Below are 19,714 nucleotides of genomic sequence, written 5' to 3'. Positions count from 1 at the left end.
TTACCAGGCCTGCCAATGAAGGAGAGGGCACTGTGTCTGCGGTGAACAGCTTTGGAGCGAAAGACACCCTGAAGGTCGGCTCGACCGAGTACGAGGTGTTCCGCATCGACAAAGTCGACGGATACGAGAAGCTTCCGTTCAGTCTCAAGGTGCTGCTGGAGAATCTCCTCCGCACCGAAGACGGTGCGAACATCACCGCCGACCACATCAAGGCCTTGGGCGACTGGGTTCCCACGGCGGAGCCCGACACCGAGATCCAGTTCACGCCGGCGCGCGTGATCATGCAGGACTTCACCGGCGTGCCCTGCATCGTCGACCTCGCCACCATGCGCGAAGCCGTCTCCGCACTCGGTGGCGACCCGAAGAAGATCAACCCGCTCGCTCCGGCCGAGATGGTCATCGACCACTCCGTCATCGCCGACCTCTTCGGCACCGAGAACGCCCTCGAGCGCAACACCGACATCGAGTACGAGCGCAACGGCGAGCGGTACCAGTTCCTTCGCTGGGGCCAGACCGCGTTCGACGACTTCAAGGTCGTTCCGCCGGGAACCGGCATCGTGCACCAGGTCAACATCGAATACCTCGCCAGGGTCACGATGACCCGCGAGGTGAACGGCGCACTCCAGGCTTACCCCGACACCTGCGTCGGCACCGACTCGCACACCACCATGGTGAACGGTCTCGGCGTGCTCGGCTGGGGCGTCGGCGGCATCGAGGCCGAGGCGGCCATGCTCGGCCAGCCCGTCTCCATGCTCATCCCCAAGGTCGTCGGCTTCAAGCTGACCGGCGCCATCCCCACCGGTGTGACGGCGACGGATGTCGTGCTCACGATCACCCAGATGCTGCGCAAGCACGGCGTCGTCGGCAAGTTCGTCGAGTTCTACGGCGCGGGCGTCGCCGAGGTGCCGCTGGCCAACCGCGCCACCATCGGCAACATGAGCCCCGAGTTCGGCTCGACCGCCGCCATGTTCCCGATCGACGACGTGACCCTCGACTACCTGCGCCTCACCGGGCGCAGCGCCGAGCAGATCGCCCTGGTCGAGGAGTACGCAAAGCTGCAGACCCTCTGGCACGACCCGTCGACCGAGCCGGTGTTCAGTGAGTACCTCGAGCTCGACCTCGGCACCGTCGTTCCGTCGATCGCCGGCCCGAAGCGTCCGCAAGACAGAATCGTGCTCGCCGAGGCCAAAGGCCAGTTCGAGAAAGACCTCGTCGACTACGCGGAGGTCTCGCACGACCTCGTCGACCTCACGATCTCCGAGTCGTTCCCGGCGTCAGACCCGGGCGAGCTGAGCCCGGAAGACACGAACAGCACGCACGAGCACCACCACCACAGCCACGCGCCGAAGACCGCCTCGAGCCCGACACCGGTCACCATCGCCGAGAACGGCGCCTCGTTCACGCTCGACCACGGAGCGGTCGCCATCGCGGCCATCACGTCGTGCACGAACACGTCGAACCCGTCGGTCATGCTGGCCGCCGGTCTGCTCGCCCGCAACGCCGCCCGCAAGGGCCTCAAGTCCAAGCCGTGGGTGAAGACCACGCTCGCCCCGGGCTCGAAGGTCGTCACCGACTACTACGAGAAGGCGGGACTCACCGGCTACCTCGAAGACCTCGGCTTCTACACAGTCGGCTACGGCTGCACGACCTGCATCGGTAACTCGGGACCCCTGATCGACGAGATCTCGCAGGCGGTCAACGACAACGACCTCGCCGTCACCGCGGTGCTCTCGGGCAACCGCAACTTCGAGGGCCGCATCAACCCCGACGTCAAGATGAACTATCTCGCGAGCCCGCCGCTGGTGATCGCCTACGCCCTCGCCGGCTCCATGAACTTCGACTTCGAGGTCGACGCGCTCGGTAAGGACCAAGACGGCAACGACGTCTTCCTCAAAGACATCTGGCCCGACGCGGCCGAGGTGCAGGAGACCATCGACTCGTCGATCAACGAGGGCATGTTCACCCACGAATACGCGAGCGTGTTCGAGGGTGACGACCGCTGGAAGTCGCTGCCCACGCCGACCGGCTCGGTCTTCGAGTGGGACGAGAAGTCGACGTACGTGCGGAAGCCCCCGTACTTCGACGGGATGACCCTGGAGACCACGCCGGTCACCGACATCCAGGGCGCGCGGGTGCTGGCGAAGCTCGGCGACTCGGTCACCACCGACCACATCAGCCCGGCGGGAAACATCAAGGCCGACAGCCCTGCGGGTCGTTACCTCGATGAGCACGGCATCGACCGCAAAGACTACAACTCCTACGGCTCGCGTCGCGGAAACCACGAGGTGATGATCCGCGGAACGTTCGCGAACATCCGCCTGAAGAACCAGCTCCTCGACGGCGTCGAAGGCGGCTACACGCGCGACTTCACCCAGGAGGGCGCGCCTCAGTCGTTCATCTACGACGCGTCGCAGCACTACCAGGAGCAGGGCATCCCGCTCGTCATCCTCGGCGGCAAGGAGTACGGCTCAGGCTCGTCGCGCGACTGGGCGGCGAAGGGCACGAGCCTGCTGGGCGTGCGCGCGGTCATCACCGAGAGCTTCGAGCGCATCCACCGCTCGAACCTCATCGGCATGGGCGTGGTTCCCCTGCAGTTCCCCGCCGGCGAGAGCTGGGCGTCGCTCGGCCTCGACGGCACGGAGGTCATCTCGATCGCCGGTCTGGAAGAGCTGAACGCCGGCACAACGCCGAAGACCGTGCGCGTCACCGCCGAGCCGTCCTCCGACTCGCCCGCCGGAAAGCAGACGATCGAGTTCGACGCGGTCGTGCGGATCGACACACCGGGTGAGGCCGACTACTACCGCAACGGCGGCATCCTGCAGTACGTGCTGCGGAGCCTCGTCTAGCCAGCGCGATCCGTCGGAGATCGACGAGAGGTGGCTCGGAATCACGGTTCCGAGCCACCTTCGATTTCCACGCGCCTAGACTCGAACCATGAGCATCCTCGAGACGATCCACGGTCCCCGCGACCTCGACGCGCTCACCGAAGAGCAGCTCGTGCAACTGGCGGGCGAGGTGCGCACGTTCCTCATCGCCAACGTCTCCAAGACGGGCGGGCACCTCGGTCCGAACCTGGGGGTCGTCGAGTCGACGATCGCCATCCACCGGGTGTTCGACTCACCCCGCGACGCGATCGTCTTCGACACCGGGCACCAGTCGTATGTGCACAAGCTGCTGACCGGTCGCCAAGACTTCTCTCTGCTGCGCCAGAAGGGTGGCCTCGCGGGCTACCCGCAGCGCTCGGAGTCGGAGCACGACATCGTCGAGAGTTCGCACGCCTCGAGCTCGCTCTCGTGGGCCGACGGCATCTCGCGCGCGTTCGCGATGACCGGTCAGGATGACAGGCACGTGATCGCGATGGTGGGCGACGGCGCGCTCACCGGCGGCATGACCTGGGAGGCGCTGAACAACATCAGCGACGACAACACCCGCCGGCTCATCATCGTCGTGAACGACAACGGCCGCTCCTACGCCCCGACGATCGGCGGCATGGCCCGCTTTCTCAACACGGTGCGCACGCGACGCAGCTACCGCAACCTGTACCTCTCGAGCCGGCGCGCATTCGACAAGCTCGGTGACCCCGGCCAGTCGCTCTACCGCGGCATCCGGGGCGGGCTGCACGGCTTCCTCAGCCGGTTCTCTAACAACGAGGCCCTCTACTCCAACCTCGACATCAAGTACATCGGGCCCGTTCACGGCCACGACATCGAAGCGATGGAGGAGGCGCTCCGGCAGGCGAAGAACTACGGCGCCCCGGTGATCGTGCACGCGATCACCCAGAAGGGCCGCGGTTACGAGCCGGCTCTGCGGGATGCGGCCGACCAGTTCCACGCGGTCGGTCAGATCGATCCCGAGACGGGCGAGCCGATCGAGAGCTCGAGCAAGCCCTCGTGGACGAGCGTGTTCGCCGACGAGATCGTGAACCTGGCGGAGGGGAACTCCCGGCTCGTCGGGATCACCGCCGCGATGCTGCGCCCGACCGGGCTCCACAAGTTCGCCGAGCGCTTCCCCGACCGGGTGCACGACGTCGGCATCGCCGAGCAGCACGCCGTGACCAGCGCCGCCGGCCTCGCGTTCGGCGGCCTGCATCCCGTGGTCGCGATCTATGCGACGTTCATCAACCGGGCGTTCGACCAGGTGCTGATGGACGTGGCGCTCCACAAAGCGGGCGTGACGTTCGTGCTCGACCGCGCCGGTGTGACGGGGCCCGATGGCCCGAGTCACCACGGCATCTGGGACCTGGCGATTCTGCAGGTCGTGCCGAACATCCGGCTGGCGGCACCGCGCGACGGGTCGCGCTTTCGGGAAGAGCTCGCGGAGGCCGTCGTCGTCGACGACGCCCCGACGGTTCTGCGGTTCCCGAGGGGCGCCGTCGGACCAGACATCGACGCCGTGCGCCGCACCGACGACGGTGTCGACGTTCTTCACGAGTCCGAGCGCAAAGACGTACTCCTCGTGACGGTGGGCCCGATGGCCACCCTCGGCCTGAAGGTTGCGGAACGTCTCGCGGCTCAGGGGATCGGCGCCACTGTCGTCGACCCGCGCTGGGTCGTTCCCGTGCCGAAGAGCGTCATCGCACTGGCTGCGGAGCACCGGATCGTCGTGACGATCGAAGACGGCATCCGGGTGGGCGGCATCGGCACCAGGGTTCGCCAAGATCTGCGCGAGGCCGGCATCGACACGGCCGTGGACGAGCTGGGGCTGCCCGACGAGTTCATCGACCACGCGACGCGCGAGGAGATCCTCGAAGAGGCAGGGCTCACCCCGCAGAACATCGCTCGTGACCTCGTCGCGCAGGTGCTGGGCAGCCGCATCCCCATCGCCCGTCCTCTGCCCGCCGAGGAGTTCAGCGAGCGCCACCTGGAAGCCTGAGCGGCGGCTTCAGCTCAGGCGACTTCAGCTCAGCGTGTAGACGTGCTCCACAGCGCCGCCCGCGAACGGCGTCGTGCGCAGCAGCTCCAACGGCGGTGACGCCTGGCCGACCGGCAGCAGCGGCTTTCCCGAGCCGACCAGGATCGGCATGATCGTCACGTGCAGCTGGTCGAGGAGCCCGGCGTCGGCGAACTGCGCCGCGACGGAGCCGCCGCCGACGACCCACACGTCACGATCGCCGGCCGCGGCTCGCAGCTCCGTGTCGAGCGTGCCGATGTCTCCGGCGAAGAATGTGATGTCTGCGCCGGCGACGACAGGGAGATCGCGGTGGGTGACCACCCAGGTGGGGATGCCGGCGTACGGCCATTCCAGGTTCTCGTCGCCGAGGAGGAAGTCGTAGGTCGCCGCCCCCATGACGATGGCGCCGATGCCCGACAGGAAGCGCTGATAGTGCTCGTCGTACGCCTCGAATCCGAACTGCAGGAGCCAGTCGATGCGGTCGTCGGAGTCGGCGATGAAGCCGTCGATCGAGGATGCGACGTAGTAGAGGGTTCGTGCCATGCGGCGAAGCTATCAGCGACGGCCGACATGCCGGTACGGCGGCAGCGGCTCCCTGTTCTGGAACTCCAGGATGGCCGGATTCACGATCAGTCCGTCTCGGATCTCGATGGCGCGGCGGATGGTCGTGTCGGCCTCCCACGCCTCCGGTCCGGCCAGAACGACCGACAGGAAGGGCGTGAGCGCCTCGCCGATCTCCCACGTCGCGGAGTCCCAGAGGTACGACGGGCTGTGGTCGACGGCGTAGTAGCGGACGTGGTCGCCCACCTCGAAGATCGGGTCGGAGAACGTCGTGGAGCGTGCCCAGCTGAATCCCATGCCCTCGTCGCAGGAGACGTCGACGATCAGGCTGCCCGGGGCGAAACCGTCGAGGTCGTTCTCGGTGAGGTAGGTGAGCGGTGCGTTCGGGTCTTGCAGGGTGCAGTTGACGACGATGTCCGCCTCGGCGAGGAAGGGCGCGATGGGCACCCGGCCGTGGTCGGTGATCACATGACTGAGGTGCGGCGCCGAGTCGTCGTGGTCGAACTGCACGATGCGCACGGAGTGGATGGGGGAGCCGACCGCCGCGACCTCGCGGTTCGTGAGGACCTGGACGTCGTGCACCCCGTGGGCGTTGAGCGCTGTCACGGCGCCGCGCGCGGTGGCGCCGAACCCGATCACGATCGCGTTCATCCGTCGTCCGTAGTCGCCGGTGAGCCCGACCAGCTGCAGGGCGTGCAGCACCGAGCAGTAGCCGGCGAGCTCGTTGTTGGCGTGAAAGACGTGCAGTCCGAAATGTCCGCTGCTCGTCCAGTGGTTCATGGCCTCGAACGCGATGAGGGTCAGCTGCTTGTCGATCGCACGCTGGGTGATCTCGCTGTCTTGCACGCAGTGCGGCCAGCCCCACAGCGTCTGGCCGTCGCGCAGGTCGTCGAGGTCGCTCGCCTGTGGTTTCGGCAGCAGAACCACGTCCGACTCGGCGATCACGTCGTTCCGGGATGCGATGCCGCCGACGAGCGGGCGCAACTGCTCGTCGGTGAAGCCGAAACGCTCGCCGTATCCGGTCTCCAGCATGATGCGTTCGCGCAGCTCGGGTTCGATGCGGTCGAGCCGGGCGGGATGCAGGGGCAGCCGACGCTCATCGGGCTTGCGGCTCGTGGCGAGCACGCCGAGCGAGAGAGTGGGGGTGGTCGGGCTGTCGGTCATCGTGCGGCTCCTCGTCGGGCGCCACGCTGGCTCCGTCGCCCCAGACTATGCCCAGAGTTTGACTTCGAGTGCGCTCTAAGTTCTATCGTGGGGACATGACCGATTCATCCCAGCCCGAACGGGCGATGTCGATCTCCGACGTGGCGGAGCTGACCGGGCTGTCGACCCACACCCTGCGCTACTACGAGCGCGAAGGACTGATGTTCGCACCCGTCGACCGCGCCTCGTCGTCGCACCGGCGGTACAGCGCGAACGACGTGACCTGGGTGACCTTCCTCACCAAGCTCAGGCTGACCTCCATGCCCATCGCGAAAATGCGCGAGTACGTCGAACTCGCCCGCCTCGGCGACGACAGCTCGGCCGAGCGGCTCGAACTCCTGCTCATCCACCGGATGAACGTCGTGCGCCGGCTGGAGGCGATGACGGCGAGCCTCGCTGCCATCGACTACAAGATCGGTCTCTATCAAGAAAAGGTAACCGCATGAAGAAGATCACTCTCGGAACCGACAAGCTCGAGGTCTCCCGGCTCGGACTCGGCTGCATGGGCATGTCGGCGTTCTACACCGGCGCCGGAACCGACGACGCCGGGTCGATCCGCACCATCCACCGCGCCGTCGACCTGGGTGTCACGTTCTTCGACACGGCCGAGATCTACGGGCCGTTCACCAACGAGGAACTGCTCGCCAAGGCTTTCGCCGGCAAGCGCGATCAGGTGGTCATCGCCACCAAGTTCGGCACGCTCCTGCACCGGTCGCCCGAGGTGAACGGGCAGCCGGCTCGAGGTCTCGACGGTTCGCCGGAGAACGTGCGGCTCTCGGTCGAACGTTCGCTGCGACGGCTGAACACCGACTACATCGACCTGTACTACCAGCACCGGATGGATCCGGGCACGCCGGTCGAGGAGACCGTCGGAGCGCTCGCCGAGCTCGTTCAGGAGGGCAAGATCCGTCACTACGGGCTGTCGGAGGCAGCGCCGGAGACCATCCGCCGCGCCAACGCCGTGCATCCGGTCACCGCGGTGCAGACCGAGTACTCGCTCTGGACGCGCGATCCCGAGGCCGAGGTGCTGCCGACCGTGCGCGAGCTCGGAATCGGTTTCGTTCCCTATTCGCCGCTCGGACGCGGCTTCCTCACGGGGACGATCCGTTCTCTCGACCAGCTCGCCGACGACGACTTCCGCCGGTTCAACCCGCGGTTCGAAGGCGACAACCTGGAGGCGAACATCCGCATCGTCGAGCAGGTCGACGCGATCGCGAAAGAGGTCGACGCGACGGCCGGTCAGGTGGCTCTCGCCTGGCTGCTGGCGCAGGGCGACGACATCGCCCCGATCCCCGGCACCCGCCGCGTGGAGAACCTGGAGCAGAACGTCGCCGCGGACGAGCTCGAACTGAGCCAGGATCAGGTCGACCGGCTCGCCGACGTCGCGGCGCCAGCCGGTGACCGCTACGCCGACATGAGCCCGCTCAACAAGTAGGCGCGGCTACTGCCGGGCGAACCGGATGCGCAGACTCCGTGCTTCGGGCCGAAGCGCGAACTCGGGCCACACGTCGGGACCGCACGCACGCGAGCCGAGGCCGTGCTGCGCTGCGTCGACGAACAGGTAGCTCGTGTCGCTCGACGGCAACTCGAAGGGATGCGCGGCCCGGGCGACCTGCTGCGGCGTGTGTCGCGACAGGGTGAACCCGGGCCTGCGTCCACGGGAGTCGGGCAGGAATTCGAGCGCGAGCGCGTCTCGCCCTCCGCTGCGGAGGGCGAGCGTGCGCACGTCCGAGCGATGTCCGGTCTCCTGGGGGCGCGCGTAGCCCGCGCCGAGCTCGTCGATGCCGGCTTCGAACCGGCCGACCCGGGCGGCGCGCAGGCTGTCCGGATACGACTCGAGCGGTCCGCGACCGAACCACTCGGCGCCGTCGACGCGTGAGTCCGACAGGTCGGGGAGCTCGAACCGCACGCCGATCCGAGGCCAGACGGTCTCCCATCCGGTGCCCGGCTCGATCTCGACACGCAGCTCGAGCCCGCCGTCGTCGAGAGTCCAGCTGGTCTCGACGAGCACCGCTCGCGAACTGTTCGCGGCGGAGACCTTGGTCAGTGTCCGCAGCCCCGCCGCGTCGTTCTGCAGCTCGAGGACGCGGTGGGTCAGACGGTCGAGCCCGTCCCGCCGCCAGAGCGAAGCGCTCGAGACACCGGGGCTGCTCGCGTCGCTGCCGTCCCAGAACGACGGTGCTGAGCCCTCGTCGTTGTCCGTCGGTGCGCGCCAGAGTTCCAGGCGCGGCCCGCGCACGGGCCGGCCCAGCAGTCCCACGAGCTGTCCGCGCTCGAACTCGGCCGGTCCGAGGGTGAGCGATCCGGTGCCGGCGGGGAGGATGCGCGCACGCGGCACCGCCGCGACGGGCGCGGCCGCCGTCCGGTTCAGCTGCGCGGACGCGACCAGGTGCCCCTCGGGGGCCCACGCGGTGGCCGAGCGCAGCACGGCGTCGATCGTCAGCCACGTCTCGCCCTGTCCGGCGGCGTCGATGTGGGGGAGCGGCACGGTCACCGTCTCGCCGGCTGCCAGTCGGGGCACCGCCAGCTCTCCCGCAGACACGTCGGTTCCGTCGTGCTCGACCCGCCAGCGGAATGCCAGGTCTGACGCGTCTGCCGAGTGTCGCAGATTGGTCAGGTGCACCGACTTGTCGTCGAAGGTGAACCGGATGGGCTGCACGACCGCCTTGAACTCCGCCAGGCCTGGGGTCGGAACGTCGTCGCTCAGCACCATGCCGTCCATGACGAAGTTGCCGTCGTGCACGACCTCGCCGAAGTCGCCTCCATAGGCGTAGAACGGCACACCGTCGCTCGTTTCGGCCAGGAGCCCGTGATCGCGCCACTCCCAGACGAAGCCGCCGTGCAGCCGCGGATGCTCGTGGGTCAGCGCGTCGTACTGGTCGAGCGCTCCCGGGCCGTTGCCCATCGCGTGGGCGTACTCGCAGAGCAGGAAGGGCTTGGCACGCTGGCGGGCGGCCTGGGCCGGGGTGCAGCCGAGGATGGGTGCGAGCGAGCCGTCTGTGCCGATCGCCTCGGTCTCGGGCACCGACGAGTACATCCGTGAGTACACATCCGTGTACTCACCCGTGTAATCACCCTCGTAGTGCACCGGGCGCTCGGGGTCGCGGGCGTGTACCCACGCGGACATCGCCGCGAGGTTCGATCCGGTGCCCGACTCGTTGCCGAGCGACCAGATCACGATGCTCGGGTGGTTCTTGTCGCGTTCGACGGTGCGCTGGATGCGGTCGAGATACGCCGCGTGCCACGCCTGATCGTCGCTCGGGTTGTTCCTCCAGCCGTCTTTCTCGAACCCGTGGGTCTCGAGATCGCACTCGTCGATCACCCACAGCCCGAGCTCGTCGGCCAGGTCGAGCAGGCGCGGATGCGGCGGATAATGGCTCGTGCGGATCGCGTTCACGTTGAACCGCTTCATGCGCGCCAGATCCTCGCGGGCGTTCTCCTCGTCGAAGACGCGACCGCGCACGGGATGTGTCTCGTGCCGGTTCATCCCGTGGAAGACCACCCGGCGGCCGTTCACCAGAAAACGGTCGCCGCGGATCTCGACAGAACGGAAGCCGAGCCGCAGGTCGATGCTCTCGGCCTCGTTCGACAGCGACGCGGAGTAGAGACGGGGCGTTTCGGCGCTCCACGGCTCGACCGCGCCCACGTCGAGGGGCACGACGTCGGCGGGCGAGTCCCACACCTGCTCGATGCCGAGCTCCGGGATGCGCAGGGTCAACGGATACGCCTCGGGTGCGGCCGTGATCTCGGTCGTCACGGTGCCGCGTCCTTCGTGGAAGCCCGCTCGTAGCCACGCATCCTCGATGCCGCCGGCGGGCCGCGCGATCAGTGTGACATCGCGGAAGATGCCCGGCAGCCACCACTGGTCCTGGTCTTCGAGGTAGCTGGCCGCCGACCACTGGTGAACGCGCACCACCACGAGGTTGTCTCCGGCGCGCACGGAGGCCGTGACGTCGAACTCCTGCGCGAGGCGGCTGCCGGTGGCGATGCCGATCTCGCCGCCGTTCACCCAGACCTTGTACATCGACTCGACGCCCTCGAACCGCAGAACGATCCGCTCGGCGTCGATCCACGATGCGGGAACCTCGACATGGCGGCGGTAGTCGCCGGTGGGGTTCTCGTCGGGAACGTGCGGCGGGTCGATCGGAAACGGGAACTGGATGTTCGTGTAAATCGGCGCACCGTACCGGCCGTCGCCCTGCAGTACCCAGTGCGACGGGACCGGGATGGTGTCCCATCCCGAGTCGTCGAAGTCACGCTCGCCCACCTCCTCAGTGGCGGGTGCGGCGGGGGAGAGCCGGAATCGCCAGTCGCCGTTGAGGCTCAGGCTGGGCGCATCCGAGTGCAGCCACGATCGGGCCGGGCGGCGGGCGCCACGACCGGGCGCGGTATCGGCGAGGTAGGGAGCGGGTGCCACTGGCATAGCATGAGGCTAGCTGAATCTCGACGACCTGACCTAATTTGGAGACGCAGATGACCGGTGCAGAGCGCCCCCGCCGCCGCGGGCCGTATGCGAAGACGGCCGCGCGCCGCGAGCAGATCATCGACGAGGCGTACCGGCTCTTCTCGCTCAAGGGCTACCACGCCAGTTCGTTGCGAGACGTCGCCACCGCGGCGGGCATGAGTCAGTCGAACCTGCAGCACCATTTCGCGGGCAAAGAGGAGCTGCTGCTCGCCGTGCTGGCGCGGCGCGACGAACTCCGAGGAGGCGACCTGCCTGGTGACGAGGGCGCGTCGTTCGAGAGGCACATCGTCGCGCAGGCGAAAGCCAACGAGAGCGTCCCCGGCCTGATCGCGCTCTACAGCGTGCTCGCGGCCGAGGCGACGACCGAGGGCCACCCGGCGCGCGACTACTTTCTCGAGCGGTACGAGACGCTGCAGGCCGAGTACACGGCCGAGTTCGAGGCGCTCCGCCGAGCGGGGCGTCTCCGTGACGGGGTCGACCCGGCCATCGCCGCGACGACCGTGGTCGCGCTCTGGGAGGGCATCCAGTTGCGGTGGCTGTACACACCGGATGCGATCGACGCGTCCGCCACGCTGCGCGCCTACCTCGAGCTGGTGCTCACGGCCTGAAGACCAACGAGGGGTCCCGACTCGCCGTCAGCGGACCTGGCGTGACGGCGTGTCCGGACCCCTCGATGAGCGGAGCGCCGCTTACGCGACGCCCTTCACGGGCGGGTGGTGGAACGTGTCGCCGAAGACGCGCTCCGACGCCCCGACCCGATCGAGGTACGGCGTGATGCCGCCCATCTGGAACGGGAAGCCGGCGCCCAGGATCATGCAGAGGTCGATGTCTTCCGCAGCGTGCACGACGTCGTCTTCGAGCATCCGGTGGATCTCGTCGGCGAGGCCGTCTTCGAGGCGTTGGAGGATCTGCTCCTTCGTCCACGGGTTCTTGCCGCCGGAGATGATCTTCACCGCGGTCTTGTCGAAGCCCTTGATCTTGCCCTTGGCGTCTTTCTCGAGCAGCTTGCCGTGCTCGGCGAGCTTGTGCAGGTTCTCGCTGCGGTAGAAGCGCTCCGGGAACGCTTCGTGGTGCGTGTCGAGAACGTGCGCGCCGACCTTGAGCCCGACGAGGTCGAGCAGCGCCGACGGCGGCATGGGCAGCCCGAGCGGTGCGAACGCCTCGTCGACGACCTCGAACGAGGTTCCGTCGTCGACCGCGTGCATCGCCTCGCCGAGCACCTTGGCCAGAACCCGGTTGACGACGAATCCGGGGGTATCGGCGGTGATGACCGCGTTCTTCCGGAGTGCCGCTGCCGTGACCATCGCGGTCGACAGCGTCGCCTCATCGGTGTTCGGGGTGTTGACGACCTCGATCAGTGGCATCACGGCGACCGGCGTGAAGAAGTGGAAGCCGACGAGGCGTTCCGGATGCTTCAGCTTGGCGCCGATCTTCTCCACCGACAGTGAGGAGGTGTTCGTGGCCAGCACGGCGTCGTCGGAGATGTACTGCTCGATCTCCTCGAAGACGTTCTGCTTCACGCTCAGCTCTTCGAACACGGCCTCGATCACCCAGTCGGCGTCGGCGAAGAGCGACTTGTCGGTCGTGCCGGTGACGAGCGCGCGCAGGCGGTTGCCCTCATCCGGTGAGATGCGGCCCTTCTCCTGGAGCTTGCCGATCTCGTCGTGGATGTAGGCGACGCCCTTGTCGACGTGCGCCTGGTCGAGGTCGGTGATCACCACGGGAACGCGCAGCCGGCGGACGAACAGCAGTGCGAACTGGCTTGCCATGTAGCCGGCGCCGATCACGCCGACCTTGGTGACCTTCTTCGCGAGCTTCTTGTCGGGCGCCCCCGCCGGGCGCTTCGCGCGCTTCTGCACCAGGTTGAAGGCGTAGATGCTCGCCTGGAACTGATCGCCGGAGATGAGCTCGCCGAGCACGTCGTCTTCGCGCTCGAAACCCTCCTCCTTGGTGCCGCTCTTCGCCGCCTTGAGCAGGTCGAGAGCAGCGTACGGCGACTTGGGAACCGTGCCGATGCGGCTCTCGAGCATCTTGCGGGCGATGCCGATGGCGGCATCCCACTTGACCATCCGCTCGACCTTGCCCGGCACGTGCGGGCGCTTGACGGTCAGCTCGCGCGAGACGACCTTGTCGGCCCACTTGATCGAGTCTTCGAGAAAGTTGGCCGAGTCGAAGATCGCGTCGGCGATGCCCAGGTCGAACACGTCCTGAGGCTTCAGCATGCGGTTCTGCTTGAGCGGGTTCTCGACGATCACCTTGAGGGCGTTCTCGATGCCGATCAGGTTCGGCAGCAGGTACGCACCGCCCCAGCCGGGGATCAGGCCGAGGAAGACCTCGGGAAGTGCGAACGCCGCCGTCGAGCGGTCGATGGTGCGGTAGTCGGCGTTGAGGCCGATCTCCACGCCACCGCCGAGGGCCAACCCGTTCGTGAACACGAACGAGGGAACGCCGAAGGTCGCCTGCTTGCCGAGCACGTAGTGGCCGAGCTGGGGGAGCAGCTTCGCCACCTCCTTGTTCGGGATGTCGCCGACCTTCGAGAGGTCGGCGCCGGCGGCGAGGATGAACGGCTTGCCCGTGACGGCCACCGCATGGATCTCGCCCCGGGATGCGCGCTCGGTCAGCGCGTCGAACGTCTCGCCGAGCTCGATCAGCGTCGCCGGGCCGAGCGTGTTCGGACGGGTGTGGTCGCGGCCGTTGTCGAGCGTGACCAGAGCGAGCACCTTGCCGCCGGAGAGCGGCACGTCCTTCACATACGAGTGGGTGACGACCTCGTCGTCGGAGACGGCAGCGAGCGGGCTGAAGTCGATGGTGGAGTAGTCGGTCACGTGTCAGGCCTTCCGCGCGCGCTTGTTGTAGTGGGGGTTCTCCCAGATGACGCTTCCGCCCTGGCCGAGGCCGACGCACATGGCCGTCAGTCCGTACCGCACCTCGGGGTGCTCCTCGAACTGGGCGGCGAGCTGGATCATCAGGCGCACGCCGCTGGCGGCGAGCGGGTGGCCGACGGCGATCGCGCCGCCCCACTTGTTGACGCGGTCATCGTCATCGTCGATGCCGAAGTGGTCGAGCAGCGAGAGCACCTGGATGGCGAACGCCTCGTTCAGCTCGAACAGTCCGATGTCGTCGATCGTCAGACCGGCCTTGCGGAGAGCCTTCTCGGTCGACGGCACCGGGCCGATGCCCATGATCTCCGGCTCGACACCGGCGAACGCGAAGCTGACCATGCGCATCTTCGGCTGCAGGCCGAACTCCTTCACGGCGTCGCCCGACGCGAGCAGGCTCGCCGTGGCGCCGTCGGTGAGGGGTGAGGAGTTGCCGGCGCTGACGCGGCCGTGCGGCCGGAACGGGGTGCGCAGGGTGGCGAGAGACTCCATGTTCGTCTCAGGGCGCATCCCCTCGTCTTGCGTCGCCAGACCCCAGCCGTTCTCGGAGCGGATGGCGACCGGCACCAGGTCGGGCTGGATCTTGCCCGCGGCATAGGCGGCGGCCGTCTTCTGCTGGCTCCGCATGGCGTAGCGGTCGCTGCGCTCCTTCGTCAGAGCCGGGAAGCGGTCGTGGATGCGCTCGGCGGTGGAACCCATGTTGAGGGCGTCTTCGCCGACCAGGCGCTCGGAGAGGAAGCGCGGGTTCGGGTCGGCGCCGAAGCCCATCGGGTGGCGTCCCATGTGCTCGACGCCTCCGGCGATGGCCAGGTCGTATGCGCCGAACGCGATACCGGAGCCCAGGGTGGTGACGCTCGTCATGGCGCCGGCGCACATCCTGTCGATGGCGAAACCGGGGACGGACTTGGGAAGACCGGCGAGCAGCGCGGCGGTACGGCCGAGCGTGAGGCCCTGGTCGCCCTGCTGGGTGGTCGCTGCGATCGCGACGTCATCGATTCGGTCTTTGGGCACGTTCGGATTGCGCTCCATCAGGTCGATCATGGCCTTGACCACCAGATCGTCCGCTCGCGTGTTCCAGTACTGCCCTTTTTCGCCGGCTCGTCCGAACGGAGTGCGAACTCCGTCGACGAAGACGACATCAACTCTATCGGCCACAATGCCTCCATAATCAGGTCGACATCGATCTTAAGGAGCCGAGCTGAACGGACGGAATCGTTTGATTCTTCCTACGAATCCGCTTCGTCGGGTTCCGCGGGCTTTTGGTGGGCTTCCACAAAAGCCTGGGCGATCGACTGTGAGGTTGCCTCAATCTGCCAGGGGCGAGCGCCCCATCCGGCGAGGGCATCGCCGACCGTCTCCGGCGTGATCTCGGCCGGTGGAGCCCAGGCGACGCGACGAAGCGTCTCGGGCGTCATGAGGTTCTCCATCGGGATGGACAGCCGCTCGGAGAGTTCGCCGACCGCGGCGCGCGCGGCCTTCAAGCGGGCGTCCGCCTCCGGGTTGCGGTCGATCCAGGCGCGCGGAGGGGGGAGGGTGTCGCCGTTCGCGCGGAGGACGGGGAGGTCTTTCGTGGTGCGGCCGGCCTCGACCGCGGCCCACCAGCGGTCGATCTCGGTGCGGCTCGCGCGGCCGTTGAACTCGCGGAGCGACGCCAGGGCGCGCTTCGACTCCGGCATCGCCTTGGCGACCGCGGTCAGAGAGGCGTCCGGAACCAAGCGGCCGGGTGCCGTGTCGGTCTCACGAGCGAGTTCGTCGCGGCTCAGCCACAGCTCGCGGGCCACGGCGAGATTGCGGAGACCCTTGACGGCGTGGATGCCGGAGAGGCGGCGCCACGGTTCCGCCCGCATCGGTTTCAGGTCGCGCGTGAGCTCGGCGGAGAACTCCTGCTCAGCGATACCGGATTTGCCCGCTTCGATCAGCAGCGCATTGATCGCGTCGCGCAGATCGGGGAGGAGCTCGACGTCGAGCGCGGCGTAGACCAGCCACGGCTCGGGCAGAGGCCGGGTCGACCAGTCGGCGGCAGAGTGCTCTTTGGCGAGATGGATGCCGAGAAGCTCCTCGACGACCGTGCCGAGGCCGACCCGGGGCATGCCGAGCAGTCGCGCGGCGAGCTCCGTGTCGAAGATCCTGTGCGGGTCGAGGCCGACCTCCCGCAAGCAGGTGAGGTCTTGGGTCGCCGCGTGCAGCACCCACTCCTCGTCGGCGATGCTGTCGTTGAGCTCGTCGAACCGGCCGATCGCCGGCGGGTCGAAGAGGAAGGTGCCCGAACCACGCCGGAAGACCTGGATCAGGTACGCGCGCTGCGAGTAGCGGAAGCCGGAGGCGCGCTCCGCGTCCACCGCGATGGGCCCGGTGCCGGCGGCGATGGACTCCACTGCGGCGAGGTAGTCCTTGCGATCGGCGATGACGAAGTGGTCAGTCACGAGGGGCCCGTCTGGTCGAGAGCAGGCTCACACCCTCGCCCGCCGGGGGGAGGCCGGCGAGCATGCAGAGCAGCTCACCCCATCCCTCGACGTGGGCCTTGATGTCGTGCTCGAGTGGCGTCCACGAGGCACGGAGCTCGATCTGCGAGCCGTCGCCCTGCTTGGCGAGCTCGCCGAAACCGGTGGAGATGATCTTGGTGGCCGTTCCGCTCGCTGCGGTGTAGCTGGCATGACGCGCATCGAGCGCGTCCACGAGCCACGACCACGCGACGTCGGCGAGAAACGGATCGAGCCCGATATCGGTTTCGAGGGGAGCCTGCGCGAAGCAGACGACGCGGAAGCGGCCGCCCCAGGCCTCCGGTTCTTCTGGATCGTACAGAAGGATGAACCGGCCCGTACCGAGATCGGAGTCTGCGCCGTGCCGCGCAGGGCGCACATCCGCAGCGAGCGCGACCGCGTACGGCGCCAGCTGCCCCGGGGCCGGGATCTCCGTGATCACGAGCTCTGAGCGCGATGTCACGGTGCGGATGGTCTCCAACGCCGCGGCGAACTCCGGGGGAGTGCGAGGGGTCGAGGATGTTGTCGGCACGCTACGAACACTAGGGTCGGTTGCCTACGCTGCCGGGTAAGGCACGCCGCTGGCAGACTCCTGGACGGTGACCGAGTATTCGGCGATACGCTGCTTGACATGGCGAGGTCGACGAGCGCGAAATCCCTTTGGACGGCTGCCGCGGTCGGCGGCGGACTTGCACTGATCGCTGCGGCGTGCGCCGGTCTGGTGATGGCGCGGGTCGCGCTCACCGTGATCACACCGGTGCGGAAGCGACCGCAGAACCAGAGCATCCGGGCCGTCGACGAGGATGCAGGAACGGTCACCCTCAAACACACGCCGGATGCCGCTGTCCCCGGCCGGTACGGCCTCTGGTTCGACGACGACACCGGGTACGCGAAGGTCGGCGGCGTGATCCAGAAGTCGGACGCCAATGTCGAGCGCGAGCTGCAGGACGTGGCGTTCGGAGACATCCGGCCGACGTCGAGGGCCAGGCTGAGCGGCTACTACTACCTGGAACCGGCCGAGCTCGGGGTGCCCGTGCGCAGCGTGACCATCGAGACCGAGCTCGGAGAGGCGCCCGCGTGGCGGTTCCCGCCGGCCGATGGCACCGACACCGGGCGCTGGGTCATCCAGGTGCACGGCTGGGGTGCGACGCGCCAAGAGGGATTGCGCGCGGTCAAGACTTTTCGCGAGCAGGGTTACACGACCCTGCTCGCGTCCTACCGCAACGACGGCGATGCTCCAGAGAGCGCCGACCGCCGCTACGGACTCGGCGGCACGGAGTGGCACGACATCGATGCCGCCCTCCGGTACGCCGCCGACAGCGGCGCGACATCGATCGTCTTGATGGGCTGGTCGATGGGCGGGGCCGTGGTGCTGCAGACGCTCACCCGGTCGTCGTCCGCCGAGCTGGTGCATGGCATCATCCTCGACTCCCCGGTCATCGACTGGATCGACACCCTCGAATACCAGGCGCGACTGCTGCGCCTGCCCGACCCGATCACGCAGGGGGCGCTCCGCCTCATCGAGTCGACCTGGAGCGCTCCCATCACCGGGCTCGGCGCACCGATCGATCTCGCGAGCATGAACTTCGTGGCGCGGGCCTCGGAGCTCGACCGCCCCACGCTGATCCTGCACAGCGACGATGACGGGTTCGTGCCATCGACCGCATCCCGCGCGCTCGCCGAAGCCCGGAGCGACATCGTCACCCTGGTGCCGTTCGCGACCGCGCTGCACACCAAGCTCTGGAACTACGACGAGGCGCGCTGGAGTTCATCGATCGCCGACTGGCTCGACGAGCACATCGTCTGAGGCCCACTCATCGGCGGGGCCAGGCCGGGCGACGTCTCAGGCCGCGAGTTTCTCGCGCACCTGCCGTTTGGTGCGGCCGAGCAACGCCGACATGCCACGGATGCGCAACGGCGACACGGCCTGCGTGAGCCCGATGGTCTGCGGGTAGTCGTCGGGCACGGCCAGAACCTCGTCGGCGGTCAGCCCGGCCAGCCCCTGCACGAGGATCGACGCGAAACCCCGTGTGGTCGGGGACTCGCGCGGCGCGGTGGCGTGGAGGTGCACGACGTTCGAGTCGTCCACCTCCACGAAGATGTACACCGGCGACTGGCACTCCTCGACCCGCTCGAGCAGGTCGGGATGATCGCGATAGCGCTCGGGCAGCTCGGGGAGCTCGTTCGAGAACTCGAGCAGCAGCTGCAGCCGGTCGGGTTGTTCGAGCGCCAAGAAGTCGTCACGGATCTCGGCGAGTGCCGGAGCCAAAGAGGTCATGAACCGATTTTACTTCGCCGGAACCTCACCGGGCTCGCTGCCGGTGACGATGGGAACGCGCACGGCGCTACCCCATTCCGTCCACGAGCCGTCGTAGTTGCGCACGTTCTCGAACCCGAGCAGGTGCGTGAGCACGAACCAGGTGTGGCTCGACCGCTCACCGATACGGCAGTAGGCGATCACATCGTCACCCGGCTTCAGGCCGGCGTCGCCGAGGTAGATGCCCTCCAGCTCGGGGCGGCGCTTGAAGGTGGCGTCGGCGGCGGCCGCGCGCGCCCACGGCACGGAGGCGGCCGACGGGATGTGGCCGGCACGCAGGGCGCTCTCGGTCGGGTAGCCGGGGATCTCGGTGCGCTCGCCGCTGTACTCCTCGGGGGAGCGCACGTCGATCAGGGGCTTGCCGAGGTGGGCGAGCACGTCATCCTTGAACGCACGGATCACCGTGTCGTCGCGCTCGACCACCGGGTACTCGACCGGCTCGCGCGTCGTCGCGTCCGTTGTGATCTCGCGGCCCTCCGCGATCCACTTGTCGCGGCCGCCGTCGAGCAGGCGCACATCGTCGTGACCGAACAGGCTGAACACCCAGAGCGCGTAGGCCGCCCACCAGTTGTTCTTGTCGCCGTAGAACACGATCGTGTCGTCGCGGGAGATTCCCTTGGCGCTCAGTAGCTGGGCGAACCGCTCGCCGTCGACGTAGTCGCGCTGCACCGGGTCGTTGAGGTCGGTGTGCCAGTCGATCTTGACCGAACCCGGGATGTGGCCGGTGTCGTACAGCAACACGTCTTCATCCGATTCGACCACCACCAGTCCCGGTTCGCCCAGGTGCTCCTGCAACCACTCGGTGCTCACCAGGCTTTCTGGATGCGCGTAGTCGGCGAAAGCGGGGGACGGGTCGACCTCGATGGACATGCGGATGTACCTCCTGATGGCGCACGGAGCGCAGAGAACTCTCGTCGGC

At 67.8% G+C, this 19,714-nt stretch carries 15 protein-coding genes; 6 read left to right on the top strand and 9 right to left on the bottom strand.

Annotated elements, in window-relative coordinates; translation table 11 throughout:
- The first annotated feature begins 32 nt into the window (after window positions 1-32).
- Together acnA and dxs are read left to right on the top strand one after the other, a co-directional pair.
- Entirely contained in the window at window positions 33-2,846 is a 2,814-nt protein-coding gene (gene acnA, locus ACFVWR_RS13425; protein ID WP_387212740.1) for an aconitate hydratase AcnA, read from the top strand.
- An 88-nt stretch (window positions 2,847-2,934) separates the two neighbouring features.
- Window positions 2,935-4,872 carry a 1-deoxy-D-xylulose-5-phosphate synthase gene (gene dxs / locus ACFVWR_RS13420; RefSeq protein WP_387212737.1) on the top strand — a complete coding sequence of 646 codons (1,938 nt, stop codon included), beginning with the start codon at window positions 2,935-2,937 and terminating at the stop codon, window positions 4,870-4,872.
- 24 nt (window positions 4,873-4,896) lie between these two features.
- Here the strand turns inward: dxs and ACFVWR_RS13415 are convergent, their stop codons facing one another.
- Both ACFVWR_RS13415 and ACFVWR_RS13410 read right to left on the bottom strand, forming a co-directional pair.
- Window positions 4,897-5,433 carry a dihydrofolate reductase family protein gene (locus tag ACFVWR_RS13415; protein WP_387212734.1) on the bottom strand — a complete coding sequence of 179 codons (537 nt, stop codon included), beginning with the start codon at window positions 5,431-5,433 and terminating at the stop codon, window positions 4,897-4,899.
- 12 nt (window positions 5,434-5,445) lie between these two features.
- A complete protein-coding gene (locus tag ACFVWR_RS13410) occupies window positions 5,446-6,615 on the bottom strand; it encodes a N(5)-(carboxyethyl)ornithine synthase (protein ID WP_387212731.1) in 1,170 nt (389 codons plus the stop codon).
- Window positions 6,616-6,710: 95 nt separating this feature from the next.
- On the opposite strand from ACFVWR_RS13410, the gene ACFVWR_RS13405 reads away from it, so the two are divergent.
- Together ACFVWR_RS13405 and ACFVWR_RS13400 are read left to right on the top strand one after the other, a co-directional pair.
- Entirely contained in the window at window positions 6,711-7,100 is a 390-nt protein-coding gene (locus tag ACFVWR_RS13405) for a MerR family transcriptional regulator (RefSeq protein ID WP_387212728.1), read from the top strand.
- Window positions 7,097-8,089, top strand: a complete 993-nt coding sequence (locus tag ACFVWR_RS13400) for an aldo/keto reductase (RefSeq protein ID WP_387212725.1) — start codon at window positions 7,097-7,099, stop codon at window positions 8,087-8,089. Before ACFVWR_RS13405 ends, ACFVWR_RS13400 begins: the two co-directional genes overlap by 4 nt.
- Before the next feature lie 6 nt (window positions 8,090-8,095).
- On the opposite strand, the gene ACFVWR_RS13395 is transcribed toward ACFVWR_RS13400, so the two are convergent.
- Window positions 8,096-11,077 carry a glycoside hydrolase family 2 TIM barrel-domain containing protein gene (locus ACFVWR_RS13395; protein ID WP_387212722.1) on the bottom strand — a complete coding sequence of 994 codons (2,982 nt, stop codon included), beginning with the start codon at window positions 11,075-11,077 and terminating at the stop codon, window positions 8,096-8,098.
- Window positions 11,078-11,127: 50 nt separating this feature from the next.
- Between ACFVWR_RS13395 and ACFVWR_RS13390 the strand changes: the two genes are divergently transcribed.
- On the top strand, window positions 11,128-11,727 hold the full coding sequence (locus ACFVWR_RS13390; RefSeq protein ID WP_387212719.1) for a TetR/AcrR family transcriptional regulator: 600 nt from the start codon (window positions 11,128-11,130) through the stop codon (window positions 11,725-11,727).
- An 81-nt stretch (window positions 11,728-11,808) separates the two neighbouring features.
- Here the strand turns inward: ACFVWR_RS13390 and ACFVWR_RS13385 are convergent, their stop codons facing one another.
- The 4 genes from ACFVWR_RS13385 to ACFVWR_RS13370 all read right to left on the bottom strand — a co-directional run bounded on the left by ACFVWR_RS13385 (window position 11,809) and on the right by ACFVWR_RS13370 (window position 17,010).
- Window positions 11,809-13,944: a 3-hydroxyacyl-CoA dehydrogenase NAD-binding domain-containing protein gene (locus ACFVWR_RS13385; protein WP_387212716.1), complete on the bottom strand. Its 2,136-nt coding sequence runs from the start codon at window positions 13,942-13,944 to the stop codon at window positions 11,809-11,811.
- Between the two features lie 3 nt (window positions 13,945-13,947).
- The gene (locus ACFVWR_RS13380; RefSeq protein WP_387212713.1) at window positions 13,948-15,153 is read right to left on the bottom strand and encodes a thiolase family protein; all 1,206 of its coding nucleotides are present in this window, start codon (window positions 15,151-15,153) and stop codon (window positions 13,948-13,950) included.
- 71 nt (window positions 15,154-15,224) lie between these two features.
- Window positions 15,225-16,421 carry an HRDC domain-containing protein gene (locus tag ACFVWR_RS13375; RefSeq protein ID WP_387212710.1) on the bottom strand — a complete coding sequence of 399 codons (1,197 nt, stop codon included), beginning with the start codon at window positions 16,419-16,421 and terminating at the stop codon, window positions 15,225-15,227.
- Window positions 16,414-17,010, bottom strand: a complete 597-nt coding sequence (locus ACFVWR_RS13370; protein ID WP_387212707.1) for a DUF3000 domain-containing protein — start codon at window positions 17,008-17,010, stop codon at window positions 16,414-16,416. Before ACFVWR_RS13370 ends, ACFVWR_RS13375 begins: the two co-directional genes overlap by 8 nt.
- Before the next feature lie 99 nt (window positions 17,011-17,109).
- On the opposite strand from ACFVWR_RS13370, the gene ACFVWR_RS13365 reads away from it, so the two are divergent.
- Window positions 17,110-18,285: an alpha/beta fold hydrolase gene (locus ACFVWR_RS13365; RefSeq protein ID WP_387212704.1), complete on the top strand. Its 1,176-nt coding sequence runs from the start codon at window positions 17,110-17,112 to the stop codon at window positions 18,283-18,285.
- Between the two features lie 36 nt (window positions 18,286-18,321).
- On the opposite strand, the gene ACFVWR_RS13360 is transcribed toward ACFVWR_RS13365, so the two are convergent.
- A complete protein-coding gene (locus tag ACFVWR_RS13360) occupies window positions 18,322-18,756 on the bottom strand; it encodes a SufE family protein (protein WP_387212701.1) in 435 nt (144 codons plus the stop codon).
- A gap of 9 nt (window positions 18,757-18,765) precedes the next feature.
- On the bottom strand, window positions 18,766-19,665 hold the full coding sequence (locus ACFVWR_RS13355; RefSeq protein WP_387212698.1) for a sulfurtransferase: 900 nt from the start codon (window positions 19,663-19,665) through the stop codon (window positions 18,766-18,768).
- Between the last annotated feature and the right edge of the window lie 49 nt (window positions 19,666-19,714).

Origin of the sequence: Leifsonia sp. NPDC058292, assembly GCF_042880955.1 — a bacterium.
In the GTDB taxonomy this organism is placed as follows: Bacteria; Actinomycetota; Actinomycetes; order Actinomycetales; family Microbacteriaceae; genus Leifsonia.
The sequence above is the reverse complement of the archived record's forward strand: the minus strand, read 5'-3'. Positions and strand labels throughout refer to the sequence as shown.

What these genes read in the sequence shown, in the direction of transcription:
- ACFVWR_RS13405 (WP_387212728.1), top strand. Translation starts at nt 6,711, where the DNA reads ATGACCGATTCATCCCAGCCCGAACGGGCGATGTCGATCTCCGACGTG.
- ACFVWR_RS13395 (WP_387212722.1), bottom strand. Translation starts at nt 11,077, where the DNA reads ATGCCAGTGGCACCCGCTCCCTACCTCGCCGATACCGCGCCCGGTCGT.
- ACFVWR_RS13400 (WP_387212725.1), top strand. Translation starts at nt 7,097, where the DNA reads ATGAAGAAGATCACTCTCGGAACCGACAAGCTCGAGGTCTCCCGGCTC.
- dxs (WP_387212737.1), top strand. Translation starts at nt 2,935, where the DNA reads ATGAGCATCCTCGAGACGATCCACGGTCCCCGCGACCTCGACGCGCTC.
- ACFVWR_RS13390 (WP_387212719.1), top strand. Translation starts at nt 11,128, where the DNA reads ATGACCGGTGCAGAGCGCCCCCGCCGCCGCGGGCCGTATGCGAAGACG.
- ACFVWR_RS13415 (WP_387212734.1), bottom strand. Translation starts at nt 5,433, where the DNA reads ATGGCACGAACCCTCTACTACGTCGCATCCTCGATCGACGGCTTCATC.
- ACFVWR_RS13365 (WP_387212704.1), top strand. Translation starts at nt 17,110, where the DNA reads ATGGCGAGGTCGACGAGCGCGAAATCCCTTTGGACGGCTGCCGCGGTC.
- ACFVWR_RS13355 (WP_387212698.1), bottom strand. Translation starts at nt 19,665, where the DNA reads ATGTCCATCGAGGTCGACCCGTCCCCCGCTTTCGCCGACTACGCGCAT.
- ACFVWR_RS13410 (WP_387212731.1), bottom strand. Translation starts at nt 6,615, where the DNA reads ATGACCGACAGCCCGACCACCCCCACTCTCTCGCTCGGCGTGCTCGCC.
- ACFVWR_RS13360 (WP_387212701.1), bottom strand. Translation starts at nt 18,756, where the DNA reads ATGACCTCTTTGGCTCCGGCACTCGCCGAGATCCGTGACGACTTCTTG.